Annotated in this window: 13 protein-coding genes and 1 riboswitch; of the genes, 4 read left to right on the plus strand and 9 right to left on the minus strand. The window is 43.9% G+C overall.

Annotation, left to right across the window (positions count from 1 at the left end; all coding sequences use genetic code 11):
• Nucleotides 1–442: 442 nt before the first annotated feature.
• Nucleotides 443–895 (plus strand): RNA-binding protein, encoded by a 453-nt coding sequence (locus AB4482_RS13995; protein WP_017061054.1) that lies wholly within the window; start codon nt 443–445, stop codon nt 893–895.
• Here AB4482_RS13995 and murI read toward each other — a convergent pair.
• From murI to btuB, 3 genes are read right to left on the minus strand one after another with little or no spacing between them, the layout of a single operon-like run.
• On the minus strand, nt 858–1,664 hold the full coding sequence (murI, locus tag AB4482_RS14000) for a glutamate racemase (protein WP_017061053.1): 807 nt from the start codon (nt 1,662–1,664) through the stop codon (nt 858–860). The two genes, AB4482_RS13995 and murI, sit on opposite strands and share 38 nt — an antisense overlap.
• A 60-nt stretch (nt 1,665–1,724) precedes the next feature.
• Nucleotides 1,725–2,390 (minus strand): ATPase, encoded by a 666-nt coding sequence (locus AB4482_RS14005; protein WP_017061052.1) that lies wholly within the window; start codon nt 2,388–2,390, stop codon nt 1,725–1,727.
• A 48-nt stretch (nt 2,391–2,438) separates the two neighbouring features.
• Nucleotides 2,439–4,256, minus strand: a complete 1,818-nt coding sequence (gene btuB, locus AB4482_RS14010) for a TonB-dependent vitamin B12 receptor (RefSeq protein ID WP_017070283.1) — start codon at nt 4,254–4,256, stop codon at nt 2,439–2,441.
• A gap of 39 nt (nt 4,257–4,295) precedes the next feature.
• Nucleotides 4,296–4,501, minus strand: a riboswitch (cobalamin riboswitch).
• Nucleotides 4,502–4,655: 154 nt separating this feature from the next.
• Between btuB and trmA the strand changes: the two genes are divergently transcribed.
• Complete coding sequence (gene trmA, locus AB4482_RS14015; protein ID WP_017061050.1) at nt 4,656–5,765, plus strand: tRNA (uridine(54)-C5)-methyltransferase TrmA; 1,110 nt, start codon at nt 4,656–4,658, stop codon at nt 5,763–5,765.
• A gap of 80 nt (nt 5,766–5,845) precedes the next feature.
• Here the strand turns inward: trmA and AB4482_RS14020 are convergent, their stop codons facing one another.
• Together AB4482_RS14020 and fabR are read right to left on the minus strand one after the other, a co-directional pair.
• A complete protein-coding gene (locus tag AB4482_RS14020) occupies nt 5,846–6,217 on the minus strand; it encodes a YijD family membrane protein (RefSeq protein WP_017061049.1) in 372 nt (123 codons plus the stop codon).
• Complete coding sequence (gene fabR / locus AB4482_RS14025) at nt 6,217–6,858, minus strand: HTH-type transcriptional repressor FabR (protein WP_010438693.1); 642 nt, start codon at nt 6,856–6,858, stop codon at nt 6,217–6,219. The genes AB4482_RS14020 and fabR overlap by 1 nt, the downstream gene beginning before the upstream one ends.
• A gap of 327 nt (nt 6,859–7,185) precedes the next feature.
• On the opposite strand from fabR, the gene sthA reads away from it, so the two are divergent.
• On the plus strand, nt 7,186–8,586 hold the full coding sequence (gene sthA, locus AB4482_RS14030) for a Si-specific NAD(P)(+) transhydrogenase (RefSeq protein ID WP_017061048.1): 1,401 nt from the start codon (nt 7,186–7,188) through the stop codon (nt 8,584–8,586).
• A 183-nt stretch (nt 8,587–8,769) separates the two neighbouring features.
• Here sthA and dinF read toward each other — a convergent pair whose 3' ends face one another.
• The 4 genes from dinF to AB4482_RS14050 all read right to left on the minus strand — a co-directional run bounded on the left by dinF (nt 8,770) and on the right by AB4482_RS14050 (nt 12,296).
• Nucleotides 8,770–10,125, minus strand: a complete 1,356-nt coding sequence (gene dinF / locus AB4482_RS14035; RefSeq protein ID WP_372128641.1) for an MATE family efflux transporter DinF — start codon at nt 10,123–10,125, stop codon at nt 8,770–8,772.
• 117 nt (nt 10,126–10,242) lie between these two features.
• Entirely contained in the window at nt 10,243–11,121 is an 879-nt protein-coding gene (locus AB4482_RS14040; protein ID WP_372181098.1) for a class I SAM-dependent methyltransferase, read from the minus strand.
• A gap of 97 nt (nt 11,122–11,218) precedes the next feature.
• Nucleotides 11,219–11,839 carry a transcriptional repressor LexA gene (gene lexA / locus AB4482_RS14045; protein ID WP_019820514.1) on the minus strand — a complete coding sequence of 207 codons (621 nt, stop codon included), beginning with the start codon at nt 11,837–11,839 and terminating at the stop codon, nt 11,219–11,221.
• A gap of 94 nt (nt 11,840–11,933) precedes the next feature.
• A complete protein-coding gene (locus AB4482_RS14050; RefSeq protein WP_372128640.1) occupies nt 11,934–12,296 on the minus strand; it encodes a diacylglycerol kinase in 363 nt (120 codons plus the stop codon).
• A gap of 220 nt (nt 12,297–12,516) precedes the next feature.
• Between AB4482_RS14050 and plsB the strand changes: the two genes are divergently transcribed.
• Entirely contained in the window at nt 12,517–14,940 is a 2,424-nt protein-coding gene (plsB, locus tag AB4482_RS14055) for a glycerol-3-phosphate 1-O-acyltransferase PlsB (protein ID WP_017071790.1), read from the plus strand.
• Nucleotides 14,941–14,970: the final 30 nt, after the last annotated feature.

Consider the following 14,970-nt stretch of genomic DNA (forward strand, 5'->3'; position numbering starts at 1 on the left):
TTTTATCTAACGATAAAACGTTTTGATATTCATCAACGAGTGCCCACACAGATTGATAGGTTTAAATTGTTAAAGAGCGCTAGCGTTTTGTGATTCACATCTCATTCGCTAGGGGTGCGTACTATACCTGCACCACTTTGAGAGTCAAGGGTTATTTTCAAACTCTTTTTCTCTACCGATTTCGCTGTGTGACTTTCGTCTCACTCCGTGTCGGTGAGGCGGCATTATAGAGAGATTGAGATGGAGCACAAGGGCTTTTTGAAATAAAAGTTTTGTTCGCCTAAAAAGCCACCAGATCCGCATTTTTCGAATAAAAACTAAACATTTGAGACGTATCACAGCAATACATTGGAAAAATGGAAGCCATGAACGTAAGATTCATGTGTCTATTTTGTTAATGGTAGATGCGTCTATTTCGTTTATTAATATGTAGTATTCCGATATGAACTCAAAAAAATCGATGTTGTTAATTGTCGCACTGGCTGTATTAGGCGGCATTGTTTTCTCTCAGGTAGATATATCGCCTGCAATTACCTTTATCCTTGGTGTCTTGGCTTCCGCTTTTGTTGTTAACTTTTCAAGCACCGACTCAAAATCAGATTCAGAACCTAAGGCTTCAACCAAAACACTTTATGTGGGTAACCTTCCATACAAAGCGAACGAATCACATGTACGTGAATTATTCTCAGAGCATGGTGAAGTATTTGCAGTACGTTTAATGAAAGACAAACGTACTGGTAAAAGAAGAGGCTTTGGATTTGTTGTTATGGCAAGTAATGATGTGAATCATGCAATCTCTGCACTTAACGATAAAGATTACATGCAACGCACTTTAAAAGTACGTGTTGCAAATGATCCTAAACATCCTGAAGCGGACGAATCTGAACTGAGCTAAACCCTAACTGCTTTAACATACTATTTAGTGCACTTTCTTTTTTAGGAAGTGCACTACAAAAAACTTCACGTACTCCCCCTTCTTTATTAACGCTTTCCAAACCCAACAAATCTTGAACCCGCTTAGCTATCGCTTTACCAGAATCTATCAGCACTACACTTTCACCTAGTACTTGTTGAATCTCTGATTTGATCAATGGGAAATGAGTACATCCTAATACAGCCACATCAATTGTGTTGATCATCGGCTGAAGGATTTGCTGTAACTCTTCAAGGCTAATCTCCTCGCCTCTGAGTTTATCTTCGGCCATATCCACCAGCCGAGTAGAACCCAACAGCTCTACTCTTTTATTACTCGAGAAGTTTTTGATGAGCTCGTGTGTGTATTCACGAGTAATCGTCGCGGGAGTCGCAATAAGGCCAACCGCTTTATTAGCCAGTAACGAAGCAGGTTTGATTGCCGGGACTACGCCGACAATAGGGATAAGGTTATTAGCGCGAAGTGTCGGCAGGACTATCGTACTGGCCGTATTACAAGCTATCACCACGATATCAATAGCGTGACTCGCCACAAAACTGGCGACGATACTTTGGACTCGCTGAATGAGGACTTGCTGATCGAGCTCACCATAAGGGTAAGCCTCGTTATCGAATACATAGATATAGTTGTGATTGGGTAGTAACTGGCTTATCTCTTTATATACAGACAGACCGCCAACTCCAGAATCAAAGACCAATATGTTTTTTTGTATGCTTTCCGACACAACCATTACCTGTAATAAGTTCCACAGCAATGATACCCCTTCACCTAGTTTTCGCCAATCATCACTCTACATAATGCAAGCTCGGTAGCGTTGATGCCCAAAGCGCTCACCCTGCTCTACATTTTCTAGCTCTATCTTAAGCTTACCTTTAAAGCATGGCGCTGACGTGACTAAGGTATGGAACTCACCATCTTCTCCACATGGGTCGACGTGACTTGGCAAACTGTCTATTAGTTCAGGCGTGTATTCTTTCCCGCAATAGCTCATGTCTAATGCATCGCTATCAACTGTGACGAGAAAGGTTTCGATTCCTCTATTTATGATTTCTTGAGCCAGAGTTTGGCTACTCTCTCCCAGTAGAGGAAATACACACTCCCAGCCCGCAGGTTCTATATAACTTCTTCGGTAGTCAGCAATACCATTGCAAAACATATCGCCGAATGCCACGGCATCAATAGATAAACCCGATCCTTTAAGCGCCGTAACAATCGTACTTTGATAGATCTCGTTACTTGGGAAGACTTCCGGCAGCTCAATCGTTATTAATGGCAAGCCGAACAATGTTGCCTGCATTCCGACAACCTCGATTGACGTGACTTGGAAAGGAACCTCATCACCAACATACGTAGTATAGAGAGCAACAACTTCATACTCGGTGCTTTCAAGTAGACGTTCTAGGGTTAATGTAGAGTCTTTGCCTGACGACCAACTTATGACGACTTTCTTTTTCATTGATATACCCAATAAGAAAAAACCGCCCGAAGGCGGTTTAGGTGATAATTAGAATTGGTAAGTAGCATTCACGTAATATGTACGCTCTGGTGATGGGTATCCACCAGCAGTCTCGTACTCTTCGTCAGTTAAGTTATCCACTCGACCATTTAAAGTAAGGTTTTCATTCGCATAGTAGTTCACTGAAACATCAAACAAGCTATACGCTGCGAGATCTTCAGAGAAGTCCGGTCTCTCACCTACATATTGGAAACCTAATGAAACATCAACATCATCGAAACTAGCCACTGCATTATACTTGTAAATCTTCTTAGCTCGGCGTATCAGTTGCTCACCAGATTGATCTTCTGGGTCTTGGAAATTAGCGCTCACTTGGTGGTTAATAAAGCTAGTATCAAATCCAACGACCATTTCCACACCACGTAATTGGCTTTCGCCATCGGTATTGTAGTACTTACTTGTCGCGTAGTTGTAATCAATTAAGTCTTCGACGTTCGTGTCATAGCCAGTAATCGACCAATCAACATCCTTGATTAAGCCACCAAAAGTCAGTTCAAATGAATCTGCCTTTTCAGCTTCTAACTGTGCATTACCGTAGTAGCTATATAGTTGATACAAGTTAGGTGCTTTGAAAGATGTGCCATAAGCTGCTTTTACAACAAGCCACTCAGCATAACGATAGCCTAACCCTGTGTTGTAAGTAGTTTCTGTACCAAACTGCTCATTGTCATCAACACGAAGACTCAGTTCTCCGAACACTTTATCCGCATCTGCGTTTAATGCAGCGAAGTACGCAACATTCGTTCTGTCGTATTCAGTATTCGAAGGCTTAACAATATAAGCCTCATCACGCCAATCTACACCACCACTAAGAGTCAGTGACGACGTTAGTTTGTATGAATTCACCCATTGAACATTTAGCTGTTCAAGCTCATCAGATGTTGCTGACGCTGAGTTCTTGCCTAAAGACTGTTCGTAGTTCCAGTTATCTTGATTCTGATAGTTAACTAAGAAATCAGACTTAAGTTCACTGCCACTATATTTAACACCAGTAGCAAAGGTCGAATTTTGAACTTCAGCTTCTTTGTAAGAATGGTCTGTACCAAATGAACCATCGTACTGAGAAATGGTTTCAAACATACGGAAATTCGCGAAGCCACTCCATTGCTGATCAAAATTATGAACATAACCAATTAGAGCATTGCGTGATTCAAAACCATGGCGATCACCATCATTAACACCTGGTAATGGATGAACGTTGTATCCCTCATCGGAATCGTAACCAACAGATACGTTCAAGTGACCATTTTCACCGACCTTAGTACCACTAACAAAGCTCAGCTCTTGGTAATCTAAGCTTCCTAAACCTGCACTAACTGCCGTTTTTTCATTGTCAGAGTTTGCAACAGTAATAATGTTGATAACACCGCCGATAGCTTCTGAGCCATACATAGCGGCACGAGCTCCTCGAACGTATTCCACTCGGTCAACGAATGTAATTGGTAACTGGCTAAAATCGACACCACCCTTTGCAGCTCGCGCAAAACGAATACCATCAATGAGAACAAGCACTTGATCAGAGTTAGCACCACGAACAAAGATCGAAGCTTGCTGTCCTCGGCCTCCATTTTGTGAAACCTGAATACCCGTCAATCGTCTAAACACATCTGTTAGAGACTTAGCTTGAATTCGATCGATATCTTGGCGTGTTACTACTTCAACTTGAGCGACAACACTTTCCGTGCTTTGCTCAAAACGGTTAGCCGTAACCACCATGGTTTCGTCGGCAGATGCTTGTTGGGCGTGTAAATTGGAGATAGGTGAAAGCAGCGATGCTACAGCAACCGCTAAAAGGGATTTGTTCATGTTGTGATCCTAAATCGCGTAAAGTCCTACCAAACCACATCTTATGACTTGGCCGCTGGCAGGTATTCGGACTCAAGAGCACAACCCTTATGGTTACCTAATATTCGACTTCCCACAAAAAGCTATTTGCAGTGTCTTATGAATACTCGTTCTCTTTTACCGCTGCGCGTCAGTTCTGGATTTACACCAGATTCCCTCTTCAGCCATCTATACATCTAAATGACACCAGCTTGCCGAAGATAGTATTGACCTATGAATCATTTGTCTAGTCTAAGATAGTTATAAGCTATAGTTTTCATGGTCGATTTACATTGAATGGCTCTCAACACTGGACAAGCGCCTGTGATTGAATAAAATCTGCGCTCTTGATTTAAAAGCACGACAGCAAAAGGCATAACAATGGCGAATTTAGATGTAAACCCGCAACGCTACCAAGAACAACTGGCAGAAAAGACAGAGCGTCTTACAGAAATGTTCTCAGAATATGATGTGCCTGAACTGGAAGTGTATGAATCTCCAGAACAACACTACCGCATGCGTGCTGAGTTCCGCGTGTGGCATGAAGGTGACGATATGTATTACGTCATGTTCAATCAAGAGACTAAAGAAAAATACCGCGTAGACCAGTTCCCTGCAGCTAGCCGTCTTATCAATGACCTAATGCCTCTATTAACAGATGCAATGAAGGACAACCACTCTCTGCGCCACAAGCTATTCCAAGTAGACTTCCTTTCTACGTTAAGCGGCGAAATTTTGGTGTCATTGCTTTACCACCGTCAATTAGGTGAACAGTGGATTCAAGATGCTAAAGCACTTAAGCAGCAATTAAACGATGAAGGTTTTAACCTAAACCTGATTGGCCGTGCGCGTAAGATGAAAATCGTACTGGACCGCGACTACGTAATTGAAAAGCTAGATGTGAATGGTGATAGCTACATCTACCAACAAGTAGAGAACAGCTTTACTCAACCCAACGGCAAAGTGGCAGAGAAAATGTTGGAATGGGCTGTCGATTGTACTCAAGACAGCAAAGGCGACTTACTTGAGCTTTACTGTGGTAACGGTAACTTCTCATTAGCGCTAGCACAAAACTTCGAGCGTGTACTGGCAACTGAACTGGCGAAACCGTCAGTAGAATCTGCGCAATACAACATCGCTGCGAACAACATTGAAAATGTTCAGATCATCCGTATGTCTGCAGAAGATTTTACTGTAGCAATGGAAGGCAAGCGTGAGTTCCGTCGTCTACAGCAAGCGAACATCGATCTTAAGAGCTACAACTGCAACACTATCTTTGTTGATCCACCGCGTTCAGGTATGGATGTTGATACTTGTAAGATGGTTCAAGGCTACGAGCGTATCATGTACATCTCTTGTAACCCTGAAACATTGAAAGAGAACCTAGACATCCTAAGCGAAACGCACGACATCACTCGTTTTGCTCTGTTTGACCAGTTCCCTTACACGCACCACATGGAAGCTGGCGTATTCCTAGAGCGTAAAGCGTAAGTATCGCTTTCAGGTCTAAGCCAAACAGCAGATACAAAAAAACGAGCCCATTGGCTCGTTTTTTTAATTTCTAAATCAGCTTAAGCAGTTTTGCCGATAAAGCCGAGTTTCTTACCTACCCATGCAAGAAGCAACATCGCGACAATAATCGCAAAGAAGTTTGAGCCAGCATCAGGGTGTTGTGCCTTCACAAAAGCCGAGTGGCCAAATGCACCTACAAAGAAACAAGCCAAACCTACTAGTGGAATATCTTCAGATACTGGGTTAGTTAGGTACTCTTGGTAAAGTGCTTGTACAGCCAAGACTAAAGCAATCAGTGGGAAAATAGAGAAGCCCACTTCGCTCATTGTTACCCAAGATAACAGAGCATCACCACACACACCGGCAATAACAGCAAGTACGAGTGTCTTTCTTTCTGAACCACGGTTTACAGTATTATTTTCATTCGACATTATTCAATCCCGCCTTTTAATCGGTTACGTTCACGTTCTTTACGATACCAAAAAGCCCCTTTGGCCATCATTCGCAATTGCATGATCAAGCGTTCAGCCAGTTCATCTCGCTGACGTCGATCTAAATCTAATGCTTCTGCCCCTGAGTTGAAGACCAAGATAACGGAGGCTTCAGCTTGAGTAAAAGCTTCGTCTCGTGTCATGCCAGTCGTTATCAAATATTCGGTTAACTCAGCAGAGAAGTGCTGTATCTCACGAGCTACCGCTGCACGAAACTCAAATGAAGTTCCTGAGCGCTCTCGCAATAACAGTCTGAATACGTTAGGGCTGCTTTCAATGAATTCCATAAAGGTTTCAACCGATGTACGAATCACACTGCCTTCTTTTACTATGCGTTGCCTAGCTTGACGCATTAACTGGCGCAGCAGTAAGCCACCTTCATCAACCATGGTTAAGCCAAGCTCATCCATGTCTTTGAAGTGACGATAAAAGGAAGTCGGTGCTATTCCAGCCTCACGAGCGACTTCTCTCAAGCTTAGATTGGAAAAACTACGATCGGCGCTGAGTTGGCTAAATGCTGCATCGATTAAGCTGCGACGAGTTTTTTCTTTTTGCTGTGCGCGAATGCCCATTGGTTTCATACTTTATCAATTTCTTCTTTTACAGCCTAAACAGGCATGTCTAATACTCTATTCAATATAACGCGAATCACTTATTTATATAAGGCACTCTGGTTATATAAGACACTAAACATACCTCTTTGTTCACGTACCGAAGTAAATACGTTCGAAGAAAAAATTTCAATATCCACGCTGTCATTTGGAGACATACGACATACCAAATATTATTTTTTCGATAACACTGCGTGATCCCACCGACTCTCTGATGCCCTTTTCATGTACCCGAGAACAGAATCGGTTAAAATCTCGCTAAAGCAATGTTAATCAAATATAACAAGGAAGATATCTATGCCGCACTCCAACCACTTTGATGTAATCGTAATTGGTAGTGGCCCCGGAGGAGAAGGGGCAGCGATGGGATTAACCAAAGCCGGGTTGAACGTTGCAATCATTGAGAAAGAGAGCAGCGTTGGTGGTGGTTGTACTCACTGGGGAACAATTCCTTCAAAAGCACTGCGTCATGCCGTAAGTCGTATTATCGAATTCAACAGTAATCCGCTGTTTTGTCAGAACAACAAAAGCATACACTCAACGTTTTCTAACATTTTGGGGCATGCCAAATCGGTTATCGACAAGCAGACTCGATTACGCCAAGGCTTCTACGACCGCAACCAGTGCACGTTGGTCTTTGGTACTGCACGTTTTATCGATACCAACACTGTCTCGGTAATGCAAAGCGATGGCACTGAAGAACATTACAGTGCAGACAAATTTGTTATCGCGACAGGCTCTCGCCCTTACCAACCAGATAACGTCGACTTCCTGCATGAACGTATCTACGACAGTGACTCGATTCTTTCTCTTAAACACGACCCGCAACACATCATCATCTATGGTGCTGGCGTTATTGGTTGTGAATACGCGTCGATTTTCCGCGGTTTGGGTGTAAAAACCGATCTTATCAATACTCGTGACCGTCTGTTGTCATTCCTAGACAATGAAACCTCAGATGCACTTTCTTATCACTTCTGGAACAGCGGTGTCGTGATTCGCAACGATGAAACCTTTGAGAAAATTGAAGGCACTGATGATGGCGTGATCATTCACCTAGAGTCAGGTAAAAAGATGCGCGCTGATTGCCTACTGTATGCCAATGGCCGAACGGGTAATACCGATAAACTGAACCTTGGTGCTGTTGGCTTAGAAGCGGACTCGCGTGGGCAAGTCTCAGTAAATACCAATTACCAAACCAATGTTGACCATGTTTACGCTGTCGGTGATGTGATTGGCTACCCTAGCCTAGCAAGCGCGGCTTATGACCAAGGTCGATTTGTGGCTCAAGCAATTGTGAAAGGTGAAGCTGAACGCCACCTTATCGAAGACATTCCAACCGGCATCTACACCATCCCGGAGATCAGTTCTGTTGGTAAAACCGAGCAAGAACTTACCGCAGCTAAAGTACCGTATGAAGTAGGACGTTCTTCATTCAAACACCTAGCTCGTGCTCAAATTGCGGGTAAAGACATTGGTAGCTTGAAGATTCTGTTCCATCGCGAAACCAAAGAGATTTTAGGTATCCACGTGTTTGGTGAGCGTGCCGCTGAAATCATCCATATCGGACAAGCGATCATGGAACAGAAAGGTGAAGCAAATACCATCGAGTACTTTGTGAATACAACCTTTAACTATCCAACGATGGCGGAAGCTTATCGTGTTGCAGCACTCAACGGGCTTAACCGTTTATTCTAGATAAAGAACCAATAGGAGTATTTGACCACCCATAGGCCAAATACATAAACAGCAAGCCACGCGCTTGCTGTTTTTATTTAAAACACTGAATATTAAGGCATTGATAGTAATTAGATCATGATGTTCTAAATACCCCTTTACCTGTACAGCCTCATTTACTCTCCACAAACAGAGCCCTCAGAGCTAAGCGAGAAACTCCCCTTTCTTCCACTGAGAAACAAACAACACACCAAGACCAATTCCGCGCATTGCCATAAAGCTCAGCATCGCTAACCACAGTGCATGGTTCTCTAAACCTGATGCTAAATAGAAAATCGCGAAGAAACTACAGGTCGCAACAAACATACTATTGCGCATATCCTTGCCCTTGGTTGCTCCAACAAAAATACCATCCAACAAGAAGCACCACATAGACACCAATGGCATTGCGACTAACCACGGTAAATACACCTCGGCTTGGTTCTTCACGTCAGGAATGGTAGTGATCATATTAATCAAACTCGAGCCAGCGAGTGCGAACGCTATGGTCAGTACCAAACAAATATTAAAGCTCCAGAAGAAAGTACCAATCAATGACTGGTTCAGTTCATCTTTGTCTTTCGCGCCTATCGCCTTACCGACCATCGCTTCCATTGCGTAGGCAAAGCCATCCATCCCATAAGAGATGATCATCAAGAAACTCATCAACACTGCATTGGCCGCAACAACATCATCGCCAAAGCTTGCACCTTGGAAAGTCATGAAAGTGAAAGTCGCTTGTAGATACAATGAACGAAGAAAGATATCGCGATTCAATTTCACGAAACGACTCAAACCTTGGCTGGTTTTCTTAAGCAGATCCCATGGCGATGGTAACTGCTTCTTCGCCCAGATTCGGTAAACACAAATCAAGCCAAATGTTAGACCGGCATAATCAGCCATTACAGATGCCAATGCTGCACCTTCCACTTGCCATCCTAAGCCGATAACAAAAACAATATCCAAAACGATATTGGTGATATTGGTGATGATCACCATCCACATGGGCGCTTTGGCATTTTGAGTCCCGAGTAACCAACCTAGAATCACAAAGTTAGTTAGCGCAGCAGGCGCACTCCAAGCGCGGATTGAGAAATATTGCTGACCATAGTGCTTAACTTGATCACTGGCGCTACTCAATGAGAAAACTAAATCGGCGACTAGACTGTGTAAAAGCAAAAAGACACCAGCAAACCCTAAAGCCATGGTCACGCCTTGCACAAAGACTAAACCAAGTTGGTTGCCATCATTCGCACCATAAGATTGTGCGGCTAGCCCTGTTGTCGACATGCGCAGGAAACCAAGCAACCAAAAGGTCACGCTGATCATTGTGCCGCCCAGCGCCACACCACCTAAATACCAAGAGTGCTCGAGGTGACCGATAACCGCCGCATCGACTAAGCCCAGCAGTGGAACAGTAATATTAGAGAGAACCATCGGGATCGCGAGCAGCAGCACTTTTTTGTGCATCGCCTGATTGGATAGCGTTTGAAAAATAGTTTGGGGATTAAATAGCTTCACGATCACCTCTTAGATTAGAGGCGATAGTTTAACCTAGTGGGTGGGCTTTCACTATGTTGTGGAATTTTACTTATACCGGCTATGTACTCAGTTACTCGAAATACAGAACCACTAGGGTTACCACTTAACGAGCACTAACTGCGGCGTTAAACGCTTTTTGACCTGAGAGATCTTACAAAGAAGCCGCTGCCACAATTTCCAACGATTGCATTGTTGGTCTAGGGGAGAAAACGCTTTTACCCATTGTGCCCATGGCAGCCAATTAAGAACGCTGTCTATTGGTGAAGACAACCCATGAGCATACTTTCCTGAACCAAGCTTTTGTCCCAACGTACTTGAGCTTTTATCTCCAGCTAAGACTAAACACGCATGTGCATGAGTAAAGTAGCGGCTCAAAGACTGAATGAAGTTCGCGGTCTGTTGTTCATTACAATCCAGCAAAGCATGTTCACACACCACCATCACCGAGGCTTGTTCTGGAATATTAAGTTCATCCAACCAAGTTAGGTCATCGACAGAGCCACACTCTAAGCGATAGCGTTCATTTTTGTGGAACAAGCGTTGTCGCCAAAGCAGATTCTCGGTTACACCTAACTCAACCCAATGACAGCGGCCATTATCTAAACGGTAGAAACGGGTATCGAGCCCTGCTCCCACGTTAATAATCCAAGCATCTGGGTTATGAGATAAAAACTGTTGAACTTGAGAATCACAAAGTTGAGTCAGTGTCGCGTAAAGGAGTTGCTGTTGGTCGAGTTCACCGGTAAGACATTCTGGTGCGAGCTGGCAACGCTTGCAGGCTTGAGCTGCGATAGGATCATAAACGAGACCATCATCAGCTAGGCTTTCACGGCTACGAAACCAAAGATGCTGAACGAGGTTCGTCGGAACTTGGAATTCTTGATGTGCAGACCCTTGTTCAGAAGAAGCCTTTTGAACAGAGGAGCGCGGCTTACGAGTAAGCGGCTTCATTTGAGGTTTGGTTGGGTTTGGCATCATCATCTTCCTTGTATCTCGACAAAGAAGATGATAATGAATATCAATTACAATGGCAAGTTATTGAGAATAAATATCAATAAGCTGTTTGTACTGACTACATCCAGTCGGTGTTGCGAATAATACCAACCGCAAGCCCTTCAATAGACAAGTGTTGAGATTCTAGATCGACATGGATTGGAGAAAACTCTTCATTTTCAGCATGTAACAGAACCGTTGAACCTTTACGTTCTAGGCGTTTTACCGTTACATCATCATCGACACGAGCCACTACAACCTGACCATCGCGTACATCTTGTGTTTTATGAACAGCTAATAAATCACCATCCATAATACCGATGTCTTTCATACTTTCGCCATTTACACGAAGTAAGAAGTCAGCTTGTGGTTTAAACATGCCTGGATCAACTTGGTAATGCATTTCTACATGCTCTTGAGCCAAGATAGGCTCACCAGCGGCAACCTGACCGATTAATGGTAAACCTTGCTCTTCGTTTGCTGCATCTTCAAGCAAAATACGAATACCGCGAGACGCACCCGGGATAATCTCAATCGCTTCTTTACGAGCAAGAGCTTTCAAATGTTCTTCTGCAGCATTAGCAGAACGGAAGCCTAGTTCACGCGCGATTTCTGCACGTGTCGGTGGCATACCGGAATCTTCGATCTTACCTTTGATAAGGTCAAAGACTTGTTGCTGGCGGGGCGTTAACGGCTTCATGATTCACCTGTCTTTTTATACAGTTGACTGTGAGTATATCCAGTAACTGAACAAAAGCAAAGCAATTGGTTGTTTTTAGTTCATTTTTAGCAAATTACAAAAACAGGACCTCTAGCCACACATAACCTGCGAGTGCCAAACAGATGAAAACTGCTGCCGAACCGACATCTTTAGCCATCCCAGAAAGCTCATGATGTTCACTGCCGATTCGGTCGACAACCGCTTCAATCGCGGTATTGATTAGCTCGACAACCATCACCAATACCACCGATGAGATCATTAAGATTCGTTCAACTTGGCTTACATCTAGGTAAAATGCCAACGGAATAAGCACGACCGCCATGAACACTTCCTGTCGAAATGCAGCCTCATTTTTAAACGAACTCGTAATGCCTTGCCATGAAAAGCCTGCTGCTTTGATGATGCGTTTGAATCCGGTGTTTGATTTTTTGGTCATTTTTAACCCTATACTCAATCAGTCGATGAATGATTTTCCACAAACTTAACGGCAATATGACTATTTCCATTAAAAGGTTAGACCAGTTTCTGGTATTCTTGCATCGATTAAATTTACGCCTAGGCTTATCCCTATTTCACTCATAGGATTTATCCTTTTTATCAGAGAAATAGAGATACGCTTCAGCACATTGAAATAACTATTGAGGCAGTGAACCTATATGTCTTCTGGACAATCTTTTTCACGTTCATTAATGAAGCTACCTTTATCCGTATTGGTAAAGGGCACATCAATTCCTTCAAACCCTGTTGAGGATTTGAACATTGATTTGAGCAAACCGATTGTATACGCCTTACCGTTTCGCTCAAGTGTCGACATTCTTACATTGCAAAAACATGCACTTGAATTAGGCCTACCTGATCCGTTGAGCAAGCTTGAAATCAACGGCAAATCACTGCAACGCTACGTTTTCATCTCTTCTCGCAAAACTCTGCTGCAAGACGATGATTATGTACCAAGCTCTTCAATTGAAGTGTTCTCTGAATTGCTTTCACTGCACGCCGACGACTCTGAACTCGATGTTCAAGTTATCCCTGCTACCGTTTTGTGGGGGCGCAAACCTGGTAAAGAGAATAACCAGAAGCCTTACCTACAGGCAATGAACGGCTTAGAGAAATCAAAAGCGGTATTGCTAGCCGGTCGTGACTGCTTGGTTCGCTTTAGTCCTGTGGTTTCTCTGCGTTACATGGCCAACTCACACGGCACCGACAGCACCATCGCGCACAAACTGGCGCGCGTGGCACGTATTCACTTCTCTCGCCAAAAGCTTGCAGCATCAGGCCCTAACCTGCCAAGCCGCCAAGCTCTGTTTGATCGCCTGTTAAAATCAGAAGCGATCAAAAAAGCGATTGAAGACGAAGCACAAGCAAAGAACATCTCGATCGAGAAAGCGAGCAAAGAAGCTCAAGACATTATGGACGAGATTGCTGCGAACTTCTCTTACTCGCTGATCAAGCGTGGTGAGAAGATTCTTGGTTGGCTGTGGAATAAGTTGTACCAAGGCCTGCATATCAGCAACGCTTCAACGGTTCGTAAGTTGGCTCAAGATGGTCACGAGATTGTTTACGTGCCTTGTCACCGTAGCCACATGGACTACTTACTGCTTTCTTATGTGCTTTATCATGAAGGCATGGTGCCGCCGCACATCGCTGCGGGTATCAACCTGAACTTCTTCCCTGCCGGTCCTATTTTCCGTCATGGTGGTGCGTTCTTTATTCGTCGTAGCTTCAAAGGCAACAAGCTGTACTCGACGATTTTCCGTGAATACCTAGCGGAGTTGTTCGCTAAAGGTTACTCAGTAGAGTACTTCAGTGAAGGTGGGCGTTCTCGTACAGGTCGTTTATTGCAAGCGAAGACCGGCATGTTGGCGATGACTATTCAAGCGATGCTGCGCGGCATGAATCGCCCGGTGACTTTGGTTCCTGTGTACATCGGCTACGAGCACGTGATGGAAGTGGCGACTTACGCAAAAGAACTTCGTGGTAAGCGTAAAGAGAAAGAAAACGCGAGCTTAGTGATTCGTACCATTCGTAAGCTGCGTAACTTTGGTAAAGGCTACGTGAACTTCGGTGAGCCAATTCAACTGAACCAATACCTGAATGAACACTCACCTGAGTGGACCAAAGACATCGACCCAATGGGCACTAGCAAACCACAATGGATGAACCCGGTGGTTAATGACTTGGCGACCAAAATGATGACGCACATTAACGATGCGGCAGCGACCAATGCCCTGACCCTTTGTGCAACGGCACTATTGGCTTCAAGACAGCGCGCATTGTCTCGTGACTCTTTGGTTTCTCAGATTAATTGCTACCTGTCTCTGCTTAAGAATGTTCCATATTCGGCAACGTTCACTGTGCCAAAAGACAGCGCTGAAGATTTAGTAAAACATGCTGAATCACTGAACAAGTTCTTGATTGAATCAGACTCAATGGGCGACATCATTTCGCTAGACCGTCACCAGTCAATTCTGATGACCTACTACCGAAACAACATCATTCACTTGTTTGCTCTGCCATCGCTAATTGCACAGATGACTATTCGTCAACGCGGTTTATCAATTGACGCGATCCAAGAGAACGTTGCTGCTATCTACCCGTTCTTGAAGAAAGAGCTGTTCCTAAGCTACGACGAAGACAAGCTTGAAGGCGTGGTTTCTAACATCATTGAAGAGCTGGTTAACCAAGGTATGCTTGTGGTTTCTGATAATGAAGTCACCATCAACCAATCAAACAGCCAAGCACTGATGCTGTTAGGTCGTACGATTTCAGAAACGCTACAACGCTACTCTATTGCTTTGAACCTGTTAGCAGAGAACCCTGATCTGGATAAATCCGATCTTGAACAGAAGAGCCAAGACATTGCACAGCGACTTGGTCGTCTGCAAGGCATCAATGCACCAGAGTTCTTCGATAAAGGCGTGTTTGCGTCGATGTTCGCAACTCTGAAACAACAGCAATATCTGGATAACGATGGTAACTGTGATTTAGACAAGACTCAGCAATTCGCTAAGCTTCTCTACTCAATGCTTTACCCTGAAGTACGTTTGACGATTCAAGAGAGTATCCACCAAGCGGAGTAATCATCAGCTTGGTGTCTCTTGAATAGCGAG

Source organism: Vibrio sp. 10N.222.55.C7, assembly GCF_041473335.1.
Lineage (GTDB): Bacteria > Pseudomonadota > Gammaproteobacteria > Enterobacterales > Vibrionaceae > Vibrio > Vibrio crassostreae_C.